The following is an 18,495-nucleotide window of genomic DNA, read 5'->3' as shown; positions in this document are numbered from 1 at the left end:
CTGTACAGCCTTTTCCCACATCTTTTTTATTATTGATTCTGTGAATATTTGAATATTGACAGGGCTCAGGCGTGGGCGTGGAGTTCTGAACTGACTGGAAAGTCGCGTTTTTCCTGGCCTTTCGAGCGATTGACAATTGCCCTGAATTGGATGAAGGTGACGTACCCAAATCAAACGGGCGTATGAATTGAGCGTTTGTCTGTCAGACGACTCATACAGAACCCCGACTAGCGCATTGGCGGGTGTGCCTGGCGGATTGGCATGAGCATTGAGGCAACTATCAATGTCCAACCAATAGGCCAGCGTCCAGTGTGTACTGTTCAGCTTCCATATCGTGGAGATCAGTTGATGATTTACGAAGGTAAAGCCATCACGGTTAAGGCTCTTGAAAGTGGCATCGTCGAACTGAAATTCGACCTCAAGGGTGAGTCCGTCAACAAGTTCAACCGTCTAACCCTGAACGAACTGCGTCAGGCCGTAGACACCATCAAAGCAGATGCTTCGGTCAAGGGCGTGATCGTCTCCAGCGGCAAGGACGTGTTTATCGTCGGCGCTGACATCACCGAATTCGTCGACAACTTCAAGCTGCCCGATGCAGAGCTTGTGGCCGGCAACCTCGAAGCCAACAAGATTTTCAGCGATTTCGAAGACCTCAACGTGCCAACCGTGGCTGCCATCAATGGCATCGCGTTGGGCGGCGGCCTGGAAATGTGCCTGGCTGCAGACTTCCGCGTCATGTCGGCCACCGCCAAAATCGGCCTGCCTGAAGTCAAACTGGGCATCTACCCAGGTTTCGGCGGCACTGTGCGTCTGCCGCGCCTGATCGGTGCTGACAACGCGATCGAGTGGATCGCCGCCGGTAAAGAAAACCGTGCCGAAGACGCGCTGAAAGTCGGTGCAGTCGATGCCGTGGTTGCCCCGGACAAACTGGCTGAAGCCGCCCTGAACCTGATCAAAGGCGCCATCAGCGGCGAATTTGACTACAAGGCCAAACGTCAGCCGAAGCTGGAAAAACTCAAGCTCAACGCCATCGAACAAATGATGTCGTTCGAAACCGCCAAAGGTTTTGTGGCCGGCCAGGCCGGCCCGAACTACCCGGCGCCGGTTGAAGCGATCAAGACCATCCAGAAAGCTGCGAACTTCGGTCGCGACAAAGCCCTGGAAGTGGAAGCGGCAGGTTTCGTCAAACTGGCGAAAACCTCGGCAGCACAAAGCTTGATCGGCCTGTTCCTGAACGATCAGGAACTGAAGAAAAAGGCCAAGGCCTACGACGAAATCGCCCGCGACGTGAAACAGGCTGCCGTACTGGGCGCCGGTATCATGGGCGGCGGTATCGCCTATCAGTCGGCGTCCAAAGGCACGCCGATCCTGATGAAGGACATCAACGAGCACGGCATCGAGCAAGGCCTGGCAGAAGCCGCCAAGCTGCTGGTGGGCCGCGTTGATAAAGGTCGCATGACCGCCGCGAAGATGGCTGAAGTGCTTAACGGCATTCGTCCTACGCTGTCCTACGGCGATTTCGGTCACGTCGACCTGGTGGTCGAAGCCGTAGTCGAAAACCCGAAGGTCAAGCAAGCCGTACTGGCTGAAGTGGAAGCCCAGGTTAAAGACGACACTATCCTGGCCTCGAACACTTCGACCATTTCCATCTCGCTGCTGGCCAAAGCCCTCAAGCGTCCGGAAAACTTCGTCGGCATGCACTTCTTCAACCCGGTACACATGATGCCGCTGGTGGAAGTGATCCGTGGCGAGAAGTCCAGCGAGTTGGCGGTTGCCACCACCGTTGCCTACGCCAAGAAAATGGGCAAGAACCCGATCGTGGTCAATGACTGCCCGGGCTTCCTGGTCAACCGCGTACTGTTCCCGTACTTCGGCGGTTTCGCCAAGCTGGTCAGCGCCGGTGTCGACTTCGTACGCATCGACAAGGTTATGGAAAAATTCGGCTGGCCAATGGGCCCGGCGTACCTGATGGACGTGGTCGGTATCGACACGGGCCACCACGGTCGTGACGTGATGGCTGAAGGCTTCCCGGACCGCATGAAAGACGACCGCCGCTCGGCGATCGACGCGCTCTACGAGGCCAAGCGCCTGGGCCAGAAAAACGGCAAAGGCTTCTACGCCTACGAGGCTGACAAGAAGGGCAAGCAGAAGAAAGTGGCCGACCCGTCGGTTCACGAAGTACTCGCGCCAGTCATCTACGAGCAGCGTGAGGTGTCCGATGAGGACATCATCAACTGGATGATGATCGCCCTGTGCCTGGAAACCGTGCGTTGCCTGGAAGACGGCATCGTTGAAACCGCCGCCGAAGCCGATATGGGCCTGGTGTACGGTATTGGTTTCCCTCCATTCCGTGGTGGTGCGCTGCGTTACATCGACTCGATCGGTGTGGCTGAGTTCGTTGCCCTGGCTGACAAATACGCTGATTTGGGCCCGCTGTACCACCCGACCGCGAAGCTGCGTGAAATGGCCAAAAACGGCCAGAGCTTCTTCGGTTAAGCGCCCAGACGACTAGAGCGAGAATATTTATGAGCTTGAATCCAAGAGACGTGGTGATTGTCGACTTCGGTCGCACGCCAATGGGCCGCTCCAAGGGCGGCATGCACCGCAACACCCGCGCCGAAGACATGTCGGCGCACCTGATCAGCAAATTGCTGGAGCGTAACGTCAAGGTCGACCCTAACGAAGTCGAAGACGTGATCTGGGGCTGCGTCAACCAGACCCTGGAGCAGGGCTGGAACATCGCGCGCATGGCGTCGTTGATGACCCAGATCCCGCACACCGCAGCTGGCCAGACCGTCAGCCGCCTGTGTGGTTCGTCGATGAGCGCGCTGCACACCGCTGCGCAAGCGATCATGACCGGCAACGGCGATGTGTTCGTGGTCGGCGGCGTGGAGCACATGGGCCACGTCAGCATGATGCACGGCGTCGACCCTAACCCGCACATGTCGCTGTACGCGGCAAAAGCCTCGGGCATGATGGGCCTCACCGCAGAAATGCTCGGCAAAATGCACGGCATTACCCGCGAAGCCCAGGACGCATTCGGCGTGCGTTCCCACCAGTTGGCCCACAAGGCGACCGTGGAAGGCAAGTTCAAGGATGAAATCATCCCGATGAACGGTTACGACGAGAACGGTTTCCTCAAACTGTTCGACTACGACGAAACCATTCGTCCGGATACCACCCTGGAAAGCCTGGCGGCCTTGAAACCCGCCTTCAATCCCAAGGGCGGCACCGTGACAGCCGGTACGTCGTCGCAAATCACCGACGGTGCTTCGTGCATGATCGTGATGTCGGCGCAACGTGCCCAGGACCTGGGCATTCAGCCGATGGCGGTGATCCGTTCGATGGCAGTGGCAGGTGTGGACCCGGCAATCATGGGCTATGGTCCAGTACCGGCCACACAAAAAGCCTTGAAGCGCGCGGGCCTGACCATCTCCGATATCGACTTCTTCGAGCTCAACGAAGCTTTCGCCGCACAGGCCCTGCCAGTGCTGAAAGATTTGAAAGTACTCGACAAGATGAACGAGAAGGTTAACCTGCACGGCGGCGCGATTGCCCTGGGCCACCCATTCGGTTGCTCCGGTGCACGTATCTCCGGCACTTTGCTTAACGTGATGAAGCAAAATGGCGGCAACCTTGGGGTTGCAACCATGTGCATTGGTCTCGGCCAAGGCATTTCCACCGTCTTCGAACGTATCTAAACGTTTCGCTGATGGAAGCCGGGGCCCAGTGCCCCGGTTTTTGTTTTTTGGAATTTTTAATATTTTTTTTCAACAAATTTTGCACGAGGGCCAAAGCATGAAAGTCGAACCAGGGCTCTACCAACATTATAAGGGCCCGCAGTACCGCGTTTTTAATGTGGCGCGGCACTCCGAGACCGAAGAAGAAGTGGTGTTTTACCAAGCACTGTATGGCGATTACGGCTTTTGGGTGCGCCCATTGAGCATGTTCCTGGAGACCGTCGAAGTTGACGGCGAGCAGGTCCCGCGCTTTGCTTTGGTGCAGGTCGAACCCAGTCTTTTTTCAGGGCAATAACGGCAGGCCGCGCAGAATGCTGCGCTTGACCTCACCTTGTTGCCACTATATATAGCGTTGCCGCGACAGGCGCCAACTGCCTTTCACTTCTCGAATTCAGGAATTTTCCGATCCATGGGCAAATCGCTGGTCATTGTGGAATCCCCGGCTAAGGCCAAGACCATCAACAAGTACTTGGGCAACGAGTACGTGGTGAAGTCGAGTATCGGCCATATCCGAGACCTGCCCACCAGCGGTTCGGCTAGCGCCAGCAAGGAGCCTGCCGCCAAGCGCGGCAAGGCCGCTGCGGGCGAAGGTCCGGTGCTCAGCCCTAAAGAGAAAGCGCGCAAGCAGCTGGTCTCACGCATGGGTGTGGACCCGGATCACGGCTGGAAGGCCAAGTACGAAATCCTTCCGGGCAAGGAAAAGGTCATCGAAGAGCTGCGCCGGCTCGCCAAAGATGCCGACACCATCTATCTCGCGACGGACTTGGACCGCGAAGGGGAAGCCATTGCCTGGCACCTGCGCGAAGCCATCGGCGGTGATGACAGCCGCTACAAGCGTGTGGTGTTCAACGAAATCACCAAGAAAGCCATCCAGGAAGCCTTCTCCAAGCCGGGTGAGCTGGATATCGACCGTGTTAACGCCCAGCAGGCGCGTCGTTTCCTCGACCGCGTGGTGGGTTACATGGTCTCGCCACTGCTGTGGGCGAAAATCGCCCGTGGCCTGTCCGCCGGCCGTGTGCAATCGGTAGCGGTCAAGCTGGTGGTGGAGCGTGAGCGCGAGATTCGTGCGTTCAACCCCGAAGAATACTGGGAAGTCCACGCTGACCTGGGTACTGCCAAGGGCGCCAACGTGCGCTTTGAAGTGGCCCGTGAGAAAGGCGAGGCCTTCAAGCCGCTGAACGAAGCCCAGGCCATGGCCGCGCTGGAGAAGCTCAAGGCTTCCAGCTATAGCATCGTCAAGCGCGAAGACAAGCCAACCAGCAGCAAGCCGTCGGCGCCGTTCATCACGTCCACCTTGCAACAAGCCGCGAGCAACCGCCTGGGCTTTGGCGTGAAGAAGACCATGATGATGGCCCAGCGCTTGTACGAAGCCGGCTACATCACTTATATGCGTACCGACTCCACCAACCTGTCGCAAGACGCGGTGGCGATGGCGCGCACTTATATTGAAAGCGAGTTCGGCAAGAAGTACCTGCCGGAAAAGCCGAACGTCTACAGCAGCAAGGAAGGCGCACAAGAGGCTCACGAAGCGATTCGTCCTTCCGACGCCAACACCGAGCCAAGCAAGCTGAGCGGCATGGAGCGTGATGCTGAGCGCCTCTACGAGCTGATCTGGCGCCAGTTCCTGGCCTGCCAGATGCTGCCGGCGCAATACCTGTCCACCACCGTCAGCGTGGGCGCAGGCGACTTCGAGCTGCGTGCCAAGGGCCGTATCCTCAAGTTCGACGGCTATACCCGCGTGATGCCGCAAATCGCCAAGCCAGGCGATGACGACGTGCTGCCGGACATGGCCCAGGGCGACACGTTGAAGCTGATCAAGCTCGACCCGTCCCAGCACTTCACCAAGCCGCCGGCGCGTTACTCTGAAGCCAGCCTGGTAAAAGAGATGGAAAAACGCGGTATTGGTCGTCCTTCGACCTATGCGGCAATCATCTCGACCATCCAGGACCGTGGCTACGTAGCGCTGCACAACCGTCGTTTCTACTCGGAAAAGATGGGCGACATCGTCACCGAACGCCTGTCCGAGAGCTTCTCCAACCTCATGGATTACGGCTTCACCGCCGGCATGGAAGAGAACCTTGATGACGTGGCGCAGGGCGAACGCGACTGGAAAAACGTGCTGGATGAGTTCTACGGCGACTTCAAAAAGAAACTCGAAGTAGCCGAAAGCCCTGAAAGCGGCATGCGCGCCAACCAACCGGTGATGACCGACATCCCGTGCCTGACGTGCGGCCGCCCGATGCAGATTCGTACCGCATCCACCGGTGTGTTCCTCGGTTGCTCGGGCTACAGCCTGCCGCCGAAAGAGCGCTGCAAGGCCACCGTTAACCTGGTGCCAGGCGATGAGATTGCCGCCGACGACGAGGGTGAATCCGAGTCGCTGGTACTGCGCGGCAAGCACCGTTGCCCGATCTGCAGCACGGCGATGGACGCCTACCTGCTCGACGAGAAGCATAAGTTGCACATCTGCGGTAACAACCCGGATTGCAATGGCTACGAGATCGAAGAGGGCACCTACCGCATCAAAGGCTACGAAGGTCCGAGCCTGGAATGCGACAAGTGCGGCAGCGAGATGCAGCTCAAGACCGGTCGTTTCGGCAAGTTCTTCGGCTGCACCAACCCGACTTGCAAGAACACGCGCAAACTGCTCAAAAGCGGTGACGCGGCGCCGCCGAAGATGGACCCGGTGAAGATGCCTGAACTCAAGTGCGAGAAGGTCAACGACACCTACATCCTGCGTGACGGCGCTTCGGGCCTGTTCCTGGCGGCCAGTCAGTTTCCGAAAAACCGCGAGACCCGTGCACCCTTGGTGATGGAGATCGTGCCGCACAAGGACGAGATCGATCCGAAGTACCACTTCCTGTGTGAAGCGCCGAAGAAGGATCCCGACGGTCGCCCGTCCGTGATCCGCTACAGCCGCAAAACCAAGGAGCAGTACGTGCAGACCGAAGTGGACGGCAAGCCTACCGGCTGGAAAGCCTTCTACGACGGCGGCAAGTGGAAGGTCGAGGACAAGCGCCAGGGCGCTTGATCGGCTGATCTGCCAGCTACAAAGGCCGCCTGAAAAGGCGGCCTTTTTTTACGCTTGCAGGAAACTTGGCTGATCCGTGACACTGTTCAGCCAGCATCACGCTTATTTCGTTGTGGAGATTGCCGTTATGGCCAACGAACTCTATACCCGTACCAATCAGAAAATTTACTTCGCGGGTTTGTCCCTGGAAGCCCTTGGCCGCGCCGAGGAAGGGAAGGAGATGAATGCCATCGCGCTGGTCCAGGCCGGGCGTGAGGCGGCGTTGTTCCACCTCTATGGCGCTTTGCTGGGCCTGTGCCATGAAATTGCCGGGTTCTACCGCTTGCCCCAGGCGGGCGCACCACGCGCAGAAATGCTCATGAACCGCGAAGTGCTGGACAGCATGGCGATTCCTGAACTGGCCGAACTGGTGGAAATGGCGCAGAGCCCCGACAGTTGGGTTGCTCGATTGCTCAAAGCGCATGCGGATATGTTCCAGCCGCCGCGTGTTCCCCATGTGCCCAAGGGTGATGTGACACAGCCGCTGATCGTGGCCGTTGCGCTGGGAGAGGATGAGCCCAAGCCCTTGAGCCGCGAAGAGCTGGAAAGCTGGCGCCAGGAGCTGAAGAAGATGGCGTTGCGGTTTCGTGAAGGCTTGAACGAGTGTTAAGAGGTTTGCGCTGAACAAAGGTGGGAGCTGGCTTGCCTGCGATAGGCTGGGTCAGCTTGCCGGCCATTTGCTGATGCACCGTAATCGCAGGCAAGCCAGCTCCCACATTGAGAGCAGTCTTGCCGAAGAGCACCATTCATCAAGCCGTTAAGAAACCTGTTCAGATCCTCAGCGAGGCTGGGTGGATGACTGATATAATCCCGGCCTTTCGTGGAGAACAGACTTATATGCCAACGTCCTTTCTGGAAATTGTAGAGTTGCCTGACGGCCGAATCGAGCTGCGCAGGGCCGAGGACGAGGGTTCTCTGGTTATTTTGGATTTTTCCGAAGATGCAAAAGTGTTCCTGCAGGGCCAACATGTAGAAGTGGCAAAAGCCATGTTGAGCGTTGGTGTGCAGATGGCTGGTCGCCTGGCCGAAGGCGAGCCGGAGAAGGAAGATGGGCCGCGGGTGCTTCACTGAGTAGCAATGACGCGCTCTCGGAAGTGTTCTGACGACCGGGCTTCTGTGGCGAGGGAGCTTGCTCCCGCTGGGCTGCGAAGCGGCCCTGAATAGATTTAATGCGCTGTATCAGGTATTCCACGGTGCCTGGTTTTGGGGCTGCTGCGCAGCCCAGCGCGAGCAAGCTCGCTCGCCACAACAAGCTCACCTGCCACAACAGGCTCGCCTGCCATAACAAGCCCATCCATACGGCTGGCCTGCAGCAGATCCCATTACCCCAATCGAATATTCAAACTCTGCGCATCGCCCGTGCGCGCGGCGCTGATCAGCTGCTGCTTGGCTGTTGCATTCAGTGGGTTCAACCAGCTCACCACCGTGTGGCTGCGCCCCAGGCGCAAGGCTTCGCACGTCAGTTGCTGAGCACTTTGCGCACCGCGCGGTTGCAGCAGCAGGATGCGCTCACGGTTGAGCCCGGCGTCCCGCAGCCAGGCCTGGGTCAGGCTGGCGGGTGGGGCAATCAGCGTCAGCCAGCGTGCGTCCTGCTCCTCGCTCAATTCTCGAAGGATCGGCGCCAGCAGGCTCAGGCAGCTCCCGGCAGCACCGCGCAACGACAGTTCACTGAACGCCTCAGGTTCGGAGCCCCAAGGGGCCTCGACCGCTTCCTTGAGAATGGGCGCAAGGGGTTGGGCCATAAAGGCCTCGAACAGCGACAGTTGTGTGTGTTGTGGGGTGTGCACGAGTTGCATGGTGCCTCCTTTAGCGGCGAATAACGCCGACGCTCAAGCCTTCGATCACCAGGTCCTGATCTTTCAGGTTCACTTCAATCGGGGCGAACTCAGGGTTCTCGGCCATAAGCCAGACCTTGCTGCCTTCGCGCTTGAAGCGTTTGACGGTGACTTCGTCGCCGATACGGGCGACGACGATCTGACCATTACGGGCTTCGCGAGTGGTGTGGACAGCCAGCAGGTCACCGTCGAAAATGCCCACGTCCTTCATGCTCATGCCGTGTACGCGCAACAGGTAGTCGGCACGCGGATGGAAGAAAGTCGGGTTGATGTTGCAGGACTCTTCGACGTGCTGCTGCGCCAGGATCGGCGCACCGGCGGCGACGCGACCGATGATCGGCAGGGTCGATTCGTCGGCCTTGGCTTCAAAGCCAGGGATGCGAATACCGCGTGAAGCACCTGGGGTCATCTCGATCGCGCCTTTGCGGGCGAGGGCCTTGAGGTGTTCTTCGGCGGCGTTGGGGGACTTGAACCCCAGTTCCAGCGCAATTTCCGCTCGCGTCGGCGGGTAGCCGTTGTCGTCGAGGCAGCGCTTGATAAAAGCCAGAATCTCAGCTTGGCGTGGCGTCAGTTTTAGCATGTTGATCGCTCTGTCTTTTTATACAGTGACTGGGATTATATACAGTGAACTGCGCTTGGCAATCATCCTTTTTTGGCACTCCGCTGGACGGTCGTCTGTCACTCTTCCTGCAAGGCATAGACAGCGCTGCCTACAGGGCGCGAAGGATGTGATTAAATAGCGATGAAATAGATGACTGCCCGGCCGGAAAACGGCCTCGCAGGCTTGACAAGACACACCCTGAAACGTATGTTTCAAACAAGTGTTTGTCAGGCGGAGTAGCCATGGCCCAGTCGGAAACCGTTGAACGCATTCTCGATGCTGCCGAGCAATTGTTCGCGGAAAAAGGATTTGCTGAAACTTCATTGCGGCTGATTACCAGCAAGGCTGGGGTTAACCTCGCCGCTGTGAACTATCATTTCGGCTCGAAAAAAGCCCTGATCCAGGCGGTGTTCTCGCGCTTCCTGGGGCCGTTCTGCGCCAGCCTCGACCGTGAGCTGGAGCGTCGCCAGACCAAGCCCGAAAACAAGCCAAGCCTGGAAGACCTGCTGGAAATCCTGGTTGAGCAAGCCTTGGTGGTTCAACCGCGCAGCGGCAATGACCTGTCGATCTTCATGCGCCTGTTAGGGCTGGCCTTCAGCCAGAGCCAGGGCCACTTGCGCCGTTACCTGGAAGACATGTACGGCAAGGTGTTCCGTCGCTACATGCTGCTGGTCAACGAAGCTGCGCCGCGTATTCCGCCGATCGAACTGTTCTGGCGTGTGCACTTCATGCTCGGCGCCGCCGCGTTCAGCATGTCCGGTATCAAGGCCTTGCGCGCGATTGCTGAGACCGATTTCGGCGTCAACACCTCCATCGAGCAAGTGATGCGCCTGATGGTGCCATTCCTTGCCGCCGGCATGCGCGCCGAAACCGGCGTGACCGACCCGGTCATGGCCGCCGCCCAGTTGCGTGCGCGCAGCAAATCTACGCCGGCCGTCGCCAAGGCGTGATTGCCCCAGGTGTGCGCGGCGGCTAAGCTAGCCGCCATGCCGATTTCAGCTATTTACTCGCAACCCGTTGTGCTCGCTGCGCTTATTGCGCCAGGTGAGGGCAACGGGTTGTGTGCGTTATTTAAGGAAAGTTTATGACTGCTGCCCTGCAAGGTTCGTTAATGGTCGATGTGGCCGGTACTTGGCTGACGGCCGAGGATCGCCAGTTGTTGCGCCAGCCTGAAGTGGGCGGGTTGATCATTTTTGCGCGCAATATCGAGCACCCGCAGCAAGTGCGCGAATTGAGCGCGGCCATTCGCGCGGTGCGCCCAGACCTGCTGCTGGCGGTCGATCAGGAAGGCGGGCGTGTGCAGCGCCTGCGCCAGGGCTTTGTGCGCCTGCCGGCCATGCGCCTGCTGGCGGATAAACCCAACGCCGAATACCTGGCCGAGCAGTGCGGCTGGATCATGGCCACTGAAGTGCTGGCGGTCGGCCTCGACCTGAGCTTCGCCCCGGTGCTTGACCTCGACTACCAACGCAGCGCCGTTGTCGGCACCCGTTCCTTCGAAGGCGATCCGGAGCGAGCTGCCGTGCTCGCGGGTGCATTCATTCGCGGCATGAACAGCGCCGGCATGGCGGCCACCGGCAAACACTTCCCGGGCCATGGCTGGGCCGAGGCGGATTCCCACGTCGCGATTCCAAACGACGAGCGCAGCCTGGAACAGATTCGCGCAAATGACCTGGTGCCTTTCGCACGCCTGAGCAGGCAATTGGCTGCAGTGATGCCGGCCCACGTCATTTATCCGCAAGTGGACGCCCAACCCGCCGGCTTCTCGCGTCGCTGGTTGCAGGACATTCTGCGCGGCGAGCTGCAATTTGATGGGGTGATTTTCAGCGATGACCTGTCCATGGCCGGCGCTCATGTGGTCGGTGATGCGGCCAGTCGAATTGAGGCGGCGCTGACGGCCGGTTGTGATATGGGGTTGGTGTGTAATGACCGTGCTGCTGCTGAGCTGGCACTGACTGCGGCGCAGCGCATGAAGGTCACGCCGTCGGCGCGGATTGCGCGGATGCGTGGGCAGGCGATTGCCTCTACGGAGTACAAGCAGGATCCGCGTTGGCTGGTGGCGCTTACCGCGTTGCGCGATGCTCAGTTGATCGACTGAACACCGCATCGCTGCCATCGCAGGCAAGCCAGCTCCCACTCTCGATTTGTGAATACATTCAAGGGTGGGAGCTGGCTTGCCTGCGATAGCGATCTAACCGTCAGCGCTTCTCTTGCTTGTTGGGCAGCGGCGCAAACAACGCCTCGATATCCTCATTACCCAACTGCCAATCCCCGGTCGTGCGCCCATCCAGCACGCCTGCTGCCAGATCAGACTTTTCCTTCTGCAGGTGTTGGATCTTCTCCTCCACCGTGCCTCGCGCAATCATCTTGTACACGAACACCGGCTTCTCCTGCCCGATGCGGTACGCACGGTCGGTCGCCTGGTTTTCCGTCGCCGGGTTCCACCACGGGTCATAGTGGATCACCGTGTCGGCCTCGGTCAGGTTCAAACCGACGCCGCCGGCCTTCAGGCTGATCAGAAAAATCTGCAGCTTGCCGCTCTGGAAATCCTTCACCGGCGTGCGCCGGTCGCGGGTCTGGCCGGTGAGTAATGCGTAGGGCACGCCGCGTTTTTTCAGCTCGGCTTCGATCAGGCTCAGCATCGAGGTGAACTGCGAGAACAACAATATCCGGCGCCCTTCGGCAAACAGCTCTTCGAGCATCTCCAGCAGGCTGTCGAGTTTGCCCGAGCTGCTGCCACGGGCGGGCAGGGTGGCATCGTTGACCAGGCGCAGGTCGCAGCACACCTGGCGCAACTTGAGCAGTGCTTCAAGAATGATGATCTGGCTGCGCGCCACGCCTTTACGGGTGATTTCGTCGCGCACCTTTTTGTCCATGGCCAGGCGCATGGTTTCGTACACGTCGCGCTGGGCCTCGTTGAGGTCGACCCAGTGGATGATCTCGGTCTTGGGCGGCAGCTCGGTGGCCACCTGCTCTTTGGTGCGGCGCAGCAGGAAGGGTTTGATCCGACCGTTGAGGTGCTGCAAGCGCACCTCACTGGCGCGCTTTTCGATGGGCACGCGGTAATCGCGGTTGAAGCTTTTTACGTCACCCAGCCAGCCCGGCAGCAGGAAGTGGAACAGCGACCACAGCTCGCCCAGGTGGTTTTCCAGCGGCGTGCCGCTCAGGCACAGGCGCTGGCGAGCAGTGAGCTCGCGCGCGGCCTGGGCAGCCTTGCTGTTGGGGTTCTTGATGTATTGGGCTTCATCGAGGATCAGCACATGCAAGGGCAGGGCGGCGAGCGTGTCGATGTCCTTGGGCAGCAGCGCGTAGGTGGTCAGCAGCAGGTCATAGTCCTGCAAATGGGGGAAATGTTTCTTGCGACCGGCGCCGTATAGCGCCTGCACCCGCAGTTGCGGTGTGAAGTGCGCCGCCTCATCCAGCCAGTTGGGAATCAGGCTGGTGGGCATCACCACCATGCACGGTCGGTCGAGGCGTCCGGCAGCCTTTTCGCTGAGAATATGCGCCAGGGTCTGCAGGGTTTTGCCCAGGCCCATGTCATCGGCAAGGATCCCGCCGACATCGAGCTGACGCAGCGACTGCATCCAGCTCAAGCCTTCCAGCTGATACGGGCGCAAGGTCGCGTTCAAGCCCTCGGGCGCCACGCAGGTGAAGTCCTTGATGTCGCGCAGGCGCTGGGCGAAATTGCGGATCTTCTCACCGCCTTCCCATTGCAGCGGTAGGTCTTCCAGCGGGTTCAGGCGTATGGCATCGGCTTTGGCCAGGCGCAAGCTGGTGGTGCCGGTTTCCTGTAGGTAAAACTCGCCAAGGGTTGCCAGCACCGGCTTGAGCCTGCCGTACGGCAACGCCACTTGCAGCGGGCCGTGGCCGTTGGGCAGGCCGGGAATATTCACCAGGATCAGCTCGTCGTCACGGCGCCGGGCAAGTTTTTCCGGGTTGAGGATTTCGGTATGCGAACGCATCAAGTTGAGCAAAATCGGCAACAGGCTCAGGCGCTCGCCATTGACGATAATCCCCAGCTCCAGGTCGAACCAGTCGCGTTCCGGGCCTTCGTCGACGGTGGCGTACCAGTCATCGACGGTGCTCAAGTCGAAACCGAAATCCTCATCGATCTGCAACTCCCAACCCTCGGCGCGCAAGGTCGGCGAGGCGTTGAGGGTGAAGTTCAACCAGGCGCTGTCATTGACCATTTCGAACAATTCACCGGCACTCTCCGGCAAGGCCTTGCTCTGGCGTGTAGCGATCTTGAAGCCCAGCAGGCGCAGTTGTTCGCGATAGGGTTGCTCCAGTTCCGGATGGCGCTTGATGCGCAGGCTCTGGGTTTCCTGGCGCACGATGATGTCGGCGTTTTTTTGCCCGCTGACATAGTTGCCCAGGTAATTGAACGACAGCGCCGCACGGTGCTGGATATAGCGCTGCATCTTGCCATTACGCGGTTCAAACGCGCTGAACTCCACGCTGGCCAGCCACAGGCGCGGCACTGGCCGCACATCTTCCATCACCACCTGTGGCAGCACCACGCGGTTATCCAGCACGGCCTGGAGTTTTTCCAACAACTCGGCATCTTGCGCGGCGGCCGGGTAAGCCAGGGTTTCCTGGACCTTGAGCAGCACGGCCGCGATGTGTTTGCAGTTGGTGTGTACCGGGCAGGTGCAGCGGCTGTCCACCAGGATCAGCGTGCCCTTGGCCGATTCGCGCAGCGAGATGGTTTGTCGGTAAACATTGCCGCCCGAGCCTTCGCAGCTGGCGATGATGGTGCTGTCGCCGGACTCGACGATGCGCACGCGGTTTTCCAGGGCGTAGCGCCGCCCGCGCTCAAGGCTTTGCTCTTTAAAGCGATTGGCCCACGAAGGGGCCAGGGGTTTGGTCAACGACGACGTCAGGGGCATGGCGCTGGATCAGTCCTGAATGTCGGGCGGTGGCGCACTGGGTGGTTTGGCGGTCAGCGAAGTGATCTTGATCAGCAGCGCCAAGTGGCCGCCATCCAGGTAATTGAGTTGGTTGTTCTTGGTGCGCACGTCTTGCTGGCTCAAGTGTTCGCTGGCAATCACGCTGCCATTGGCGTCGAACCGGTTGATCCAGAAATCCGCGTCGATATCGGTAAAGCGCCCCAGTTGCAGGTTCAGCGTGCCTTCGATGGGGAACTGGCCGAACTGCTCTTGGCCGTCGGTAATGGCCAGCTTCACGGGTTGCTCGCCCAGGTTCTGATCCCAGGCCCGGTGCAGCAATACGGTGTAACTATTGTCCGCACTGAGCTTGTCGACGATGTTGCCCAGCCGCGGTGGGCTCAGCTTGTCGGTCGGCAACCGCGCAGCGCCGGCATCCCAGTTTTCCGGCGCGGCGCGGCTGTTGATCACCGGTTCGGCGTTCTGGCGCACCAGGATCATTTCAACCAGGTACGGGCTGTCGGCAAACGCCGAAGGTGCGACCACCACCAACACTAAGCTCAGAATGCGGAACAGGCGCATGGGGGCGTCCTTCAAGCAGATTTCGGGATGAGGCGCTCAAACAGCGCCTCCAGGGTATTGAAGCGTTCTTCGGCACGCTCCATCGGCACCATGAATTTGAACAGCGTAGCCCCTTCGAACTTGTAGCGGTTGGGTTGGCCCTGAATCAGTTTGATCAGCACCAATGGGTCCACCGGCGTTTGCGCCTCGAACTCGATGCGCCCACCCTGCGGCCCGGCGTCGACTTTCTTGATGCCCAGCTGTTCGGCCTGCAATTTCAGCAGCGTCAGGCGCACCAGGTTCTTGGTTGGCTCGGGCAGCAGGCCGAAGCGGTCGATCATCTCGACTTGCAAGTCCTTGAGGCCTTCTTCGTCGGTGGCCGAGGCGATGCGCTTGTACAGAATCAGCCGCGCATGCACGTCGGGCAGGTAGTCCTCGGGAATCAGCGCCGGCAAACGCAGGTTGATTTCCGGGCCGCCGCCCAAGGGTTGGTCGAGGTTCGGTTGTTCGCCCTTGCGGATGGCTTTCACTGCGCGCTCGAGCATCTCCATATACAAGGTGAAACCCACGGCCTGGATCTGCCCGCTCTGGCCGTCGCCGAGCAGTTCGCCGGCGCCACGGATTTCCAGGTCGTTGGTGGCCAGCACAAAACCGGCACCGAGGTCCTGGGTATTGGCGATCGCTTCCAGGCGCTTTTCGGCATCGGAGGTGATCTGTTGGCGCGGCGGAGTCAGCAGGTAGGCATAGGCCTGGTGGTGACTACGGCCCACACGGCCACGCAGCTGGTGCAATTGCGCCAGGCCGAACTTGTCGGCGCGCTCGATGATGATGGTGTTGGCGCTTGGCACGTCGATGCCGGTCTCGATGATGGTCGAGGCAATCAGCACATTGAAGCGCTTGTGATAGAAGTCGCTCATGACTTGTTCGAGTTCGCGCTCGCGCATCTGCCCGTGGCCGATGGCAATACGGGCTTCCGGCACCAGTTCGGCGAGGTCGGCGGCGCATTTCTCGATGGTCTTCACGTCGTTGTGCAGGTAATACACCTGGCCGCCACGCAGCAATTCGCGCAGCAGTGCTTCCTTGACCGTGCTTTTGTTCTGCTCCATCACAAAGGTGCGCACCGACAACCGGCGCGCCGGCGGCGTGGCAATGATCGACAAGTCGCGCATGCCCGACACGGCCATGTTCAGCGTGCGTGGGATCGGCGTCGCAGTGAGCGTAAGAATGTCGACTTCGCTGCGCAGGGCCTTGAGCTGTTCTTTTTGACGCACACCAAAGCGGTGCTCTTCGTCGATGATCACCAGGCCCAGGTTCTTGATCTTCACATCGTCCGACAGCAGCTTGTGCGTGCCGATCACGATATCGATCTTGCCCTCGGCCAGGTCAGCGACGGCGGCGTTGACTTCCTTGGCGGATTTGAACCGGCTCATCACTTCCACGGTCACCGGCCAGTCGGCAAAGCGATCACGGAAGCTGTTGTAGTGCTGTTGGGCGAGCAGGGTGGTGGGTACCAGGATCGCCACCTGGCGGCCACCGTGCACGGCAATAAAAGCTGCGCGCATGGCCACTTCGGTTTTGCCGAAGCCCACGTCGCCGCACACCAGGCGGTCCATCGGCTTGGGCGCCAGCATATCGGCGCGCACCGCTTCGATGGTGGTTTGCTGGTCGGGGGTTTCTTCGAAGGCGAAACCGGCGCTGAAGGTGGCGTAGTCGGCTTTCGGGTCGGCAAACGCATAGCCTTCGCGCGCGGCACGGCGGGCATAAATGTCGAGCAACTCGGCCGCTACGTCGCGCACCTGTTCGGCGGCCTTGCGCTTGGCTTTCTGCCAGGTCTCGGAGCCCAGGCGATGCAACGGCGCCAGCGCGTCGTCGCTGCCGGTATAGCGGGCGATCAGGTGCAGGCTGGCCACCGGCACATAGAGCTTGGCGCCTTCGGCGTATTCCATGGTGAGGAATTCGGCGGCCTGGTTGTCGATCTCCAGGGTCTGCAGGCCCAGGTAGCGGCCCACGCCGTGGTCGATATGCACCACCGGCGCGCCTTCGCGCAGCTCGGTGAGGTTCTTGATCACCGCGTCGTTGTTGGCGTCGGCGCGTTTTTCACGGCGCCGGCGCTGCATCACGCGCTGACCGAACAGCGGGCTCTCGGCGATGAGTGCCAGCGCCGGGTCGTCCAGCAACAAGCCTTCGTCCAGCGGCGCAATGGTGATCGCCAGGCGCTCTTTGCTGGCGACGAAATCCGGCCAGCTGTCGACGGTTTTCGGGCGCAGCTTCAGGCGTTCCAGTAATTCCAGCAGCACTTCGCGACGGCCGGCGGATTCGGCGGTAAACAGCACGCGGCCAGGGAAGTCGCCAAGGAAATTCGACAGCGCTTCCAGTGGCTGGGTGGCTTTGGCCTGGATCGCCAAGTCCGGCAACGTGCTCGCCGGGAAACGCTCGCGACCACTGCCGGTGTCCACGTCCTGCTGGCTGGCGACCACGCGCGGCCAGTTTTTCAGGCGGGCGAAGCAGTCTTCCACCGGCAGGAACAGCTCGGCGGGCGGCAATAAAGGTCGCGACGGGTCGACGCGGCGCTCTTCGTAGCGGTTGCGCACGTCGTTCCAGAAGTTTTCCGCCGCCTGCTCGATGCCCGGCAGCGAGAACACTTGGGTGTCTGCGGGCAGGTAATCGAACAGGGTGGAGGTTTCGTCGAAGAACAGCGGCAGGTAGTACTCGATACCGGCCGGTGTAATCCCGCTGCTTAAATCCTGAAAGATCGGGCAGCGGCGGAAGTCGACGTCGAAGCGTTCGCGAAAGCGCGCCTTGAAGCGCGTGACCGCGTCTTTTTGCAGCGGGAATTCGCGCGCCGGCAGCAGCTTGATCGACTCTACTTTGTCGATGGAGCGCTGGTTGTCCGGGTCGAAGGTGCGCAACGTCTCGATTTCGTCATCGAACAGGTCGATGCGGTACGGCAGTTTGCTGCCCATCGGGAACAGGTCGATCAACGCACCACGCACCGCGAATTCGCCGTGTTCGTACACCGTGTCGACGCAGCGGTAGCCGCTGGCTTCCAGGCGCGTGCGCATCTGCTCTACATCGAGTTTCTGGCCGACATCCAGCACCAGGCTGCTGCCGAGCAGGAACTTGGTCGGCGCCAGGCGGTGCAGGGCGGTGGTGATCGGCACCACCAGCACGCCGTGCGCCAGTTCCGGCAGGCGGTACAGGCTGGCGATGCGCTGGGAAATGATGTCCTGGTGCGGCGAGAACAGGTCGTAGGGCAGGGTTTCCCAGTCGGGGAAATGCAGCACCGGCAAATCGGGGGCGAAGAAGCTCAGCTCCTGCTCCAGCCGCTCGGCGCTTTGGCTGTCGGCGGTGAGTAGCAGGGTAAAGCGCTTGGCTGCGCTGGCAGCCTCGGCAATGGCCAGGCTCAGGGCGGCACCGGGCAGGTTGCCCCAGTGCTGTTTACCTGCCGCGGCAGGGAGAAGCGGTAGACGCAGAACGGGCACGGAAGGTTGAGCTCCAAGCGTTGCGACAAAGTCGGTAATTGTAGCGGTCCAAGGTGCCGCCTGTCAGTTGCTGACTGAGCCTATTACGGTTTGCAGGAAATGTAGTGGCTAAGACAAACAATGGCGGGTTTTGACTCAATATGTAGTGCTATTTTGCGTGGATGTTTCGGAGGGTTACGGACAAGTCGACGTTGGCGCTCAACCAGCGGCCTTCTGGAAGCCGCGTATTTACTGGGCTGCAGCGGGGTGTGATTTTTTCGCAAGCACTTTTTGTTGCCCGACGCGCATTGCTCCGAGGCCGGTCGGGCGGCATAATGTAGCCC

13 protein-coding genes are annotated in these 18,495 nt (G+C 60.1%); 8 read left to right on the top strand and 5 right to left on the bottom strand.

The genetic code is table 11. From position 1 onward, the window contains the following. Positions 1 to 348 precede the first annotated feature (348 nt). The 6 genes from fadB to HX790_RS03025 all read left to right on the top strand — a co-directional run bounded on the left by fadB (position 349) and on the right by HX790_RS03025 (position 7,881). Complete coding sequence (gene fadB, locus HX790_RS03050; RefSeq protein WP_017137417.1) at positions 349 to 2,496, top strand: fatty acid oxidation complex subunit alpha FadB; 2,148 nt, start codon at positions 349 to 351, stop codon at positions 2,494 to 2,496. 29 nt (positions 2,497 to 2,525) lie between these two features. After that, entirely contained in the window at positions 2,526 to 3,701 is a 1,176-nt protein-coding gene (gene fadA / locus HX790_RS03045) for an acetyl-CoA C-acyltransferase FadA (RefSeq protein ID WP_017137418.1), read from the top strand. A 97-nt stretch (positions 3,702 to 3,798) separates the two neighbouring features. Continuing rightward, positions 3,799 to 4,035: a DUF1653 domain-containing protein gene (locus tag HX790_RS03040; protein WP_017137419.1), complete on the top strand. Its 237-nt coding sequence runs from the start codon at positions 3,799 to 3,801 to the stop codon at positions 4,033 to 4,035. Between the two features lie 114 nt (positions 4,036 to 4,149). Further along, entirely contained in the window at positions 4,150 to 6,771 is a 2,622-nt protein-coding gene (topA, locus tag HX790_RS03035; protein ID WP_099548675.1) for a type I DNA topoisomerase, read from the top strand. Between the two features lie 127 nt (positions 6,772 to 6,898). Further along, positions 6,899 to 7,420, top strand: coding sequence for a DUF6586 family protein (locus HX790_RS03030; protein ID WP_026013729.1), 522 nt, complete (start codon positions 6,899 to 6,901; stop codon positions 7,418 to 7,420). A 227-nt stretch (positions 7,421 to 7,647) separates the two neighbouring features. After that, positions 7,648 to 7,881, top strand: a complete 234-nt coding sequence (locus HX790_RS03025) for a hypothetical protein (RefSeq protein ID WP_010212068.1) — start codon at positions 7,648 to 7,650, stop codon at positions 7,879 to 7,881. 251 nt (positions 7,882 to 8,132) lie between these two features. On the opposite strand, the gene sulA is transcribed toward HX790_RS03025, so the two are convergent. Next, entirely contained in the window at positions 8,133 to 8,606 is a 474-nt protein-coding gene (gene sulA, locus HX790_RS03020; RefSeq protein WP_170038815.1) for an SOS-induced cell division inhibitor SulA, read from the bottom strand. A gap of 10 nt (positions 8,607 to 8,616) precedes the next feature. Beyond that, positions 8,617 to 9,225, bottom strand: coding sequence for a transcriptional repressor LexA (lexA, locus tag HX790_RS03015; protein ID WP_017137423.1), 609 nt, complete (start codon positions 9,223 to 9,225; stop codon positions 8,617 to 8,619). A 263-nt stretch (positions 9,226 to 9,488) separates the two neighbouring features. Between lexA and HX790_RS03010 the strand changes: the two genes are divergently transcribed. After that, the gene (locus tag HX790_RS03010) at positions 9,489 to 10,196 is read left to right on the top strand and encodes a TetR/AcrR family transcriptional regulator (protein WP_017137424.1); all 708 of its coding nucleotides are present in this window, start codon (positions 9,489 to 9,491) and stop codon (positions 10,194 to 10,196) included. A 134-nt stretch (positions 10,197 to 10,330) separates the two neighbouring features. Further along, the gene (gene nagZ, locus HX790_RS03005) at positions 10,331 to 11,341 is read left to right on the top strand and encodes a beta-N-acetylhexosaminidase (protein ID WP_176991219.1); all 1,011 of its coding nucleotides are present in this window, start codon (positions 10,331 to 10,333) and stop codon (positions 11,339 to 11,341) included. 100 nt (positions 11,342 to 11,441) lie between these two features. On the opposite strand, the gene HX790_RS03000 is transcribed toward nagZ, so the two are convergent. Genes HX790_RS03000 through mfd form a run of 3 tightly spaced genes read right to left on the bottom strand, consistent with a single transcriptional unit; the run spans position 11,442 to position 18,172 of the window. Further along, complete coding sequence (locus HX790_RS03000; RefSeq protein WP_099548677.1) at positions 11,442 to 14,132, bottom strand: DEAD/DEAH box helicase; 2,691 nt, start codon at positions 14,130 to 14,132, stop codon at positions 11,442 to 11,444. A 9-nt stretch (positions 14,133 to 14,141) separates the two neighbouring features. Continuing rightward, entirely contained in the window at positions 14,142 to 14,711 is a 570-nt protein-coding gene (locus tag HX790_RS02995) for a CsiV family protein (RefSeq protein ID WP_058419621.1), read from the bottom strand. Positions 14,712 to 14,722: 11 nt separating this feature from the next. Next, entirely contained in the window at positions 14,723 to 18,172 is a 3,450-nt protein-coding gene (gene mfd, locus HX790_RS02990; RefSeq protein WP_017137428.1) for a transcription-repair coupling factor, read from the bottom strand. Between the last annotated feature and the right edge of the window lie 323 nt (positions 18,173 to 18,495).

This window comes from Pseudomonas sp. IPO3747 (genome assembly GCF_013385245.1).
Lineage (GTDB): Bacteria > Pseudomonadota > Gammaproteobacteria > Pseudomonadales > Pseudomonadaceae > Aquipseudomonas > Aquipseudomonas edaphica.
The sequence above is the reverse complement of the archived record's forward strand: the minus strand, read 5'-3'. Positions and strand labels throughout refer to the sequence as shown.

Excerpts from the sequence above, each read along its gene's own strand:
- fadB (WP_017137417.1), top strand. The coding sequence starts at position 349 with ATGATTTACGAAGGTAAAGCCATCACGGTTAAGGCTCTTGAAAGTGGC.
- fadA (WP_017137418.1), top strand. The coding sequence starts at position 2,526 with ATGAGCTTGAATCCAAGAGACGTGGTGATTGTCGACTTCGGTCGCACG.
- HX790_RS03040 (WP_017137419.1), top strand. The coding sequence starts at position 3,799 with ATGAAAGTCGAACCAGGGCTCTACCAACATTATAAGGGCCCGCAGTAC.
- topA (WP_099548675.1), top strand. The coding sequence starts at position 4,150 with ATGGGCAAATCGCTGGTCATTGTGGAATCCCCGGCTAAGGCCAAGACC.
- HX790_RS03030 (WP_026013729.1), top strand. The coding sequence starts at position 6,899 with ATGGCCAACGAACTCTATACCCGTACCAATCAGAAAATTTACTTCGCG.
- HX790_RS03025 (WP_010212068.1), top strand. The coding sequence starts at position 7,648 with ATGCCAACGTCCTTTCTGGAAATTGTAGAGTTGCCTGACGGCCGAATC.
- sulA (WP_170038815.1), bottom strand. The coding sequence starts at position 8,606 with ATGCAACTCGTGCACACCCCACAACACACACAACTGTCGCTGTTCGAG.
- lexA (WP_017137423.1), bottom strand. The coding sequence starts at position 9,225 with ATGCTAAAACTGACGCCACGCCAAGCTGAGATTCTGGCTTTTATCAAG.
- HX790_RS03010 (WP_017137424.1), top strand. The coding sequence starts at position 9,489 with ATGGCCCAGTCGGAAACCGTTGAACGCATTCTCGATGCTGCCGAGCAA.
- nagZ (WP_176991219.1), top strand. The coding sequence starts at position 10,331 with ATGACTGCTGCCCTGCAAGGTTCGTTAATGGTCGATGTGGCCGGTACT.
- HX790_RS03000 (WP_099548677.1), bottom strand. The coding sequence starts at position 14,132 with ATGCCCCTGACGTCGTCGTTGACCAAACCCCTGGCCCCTTCGTGGGCC.
- HX790_RS02995 (WP_058419621.1), bottom strand. The coding sequence starts at position 14,711 with ATGCGCCTGTTCCGCATTCTGAGCTTAGTGTTGGTGGTGGTCGCACCT.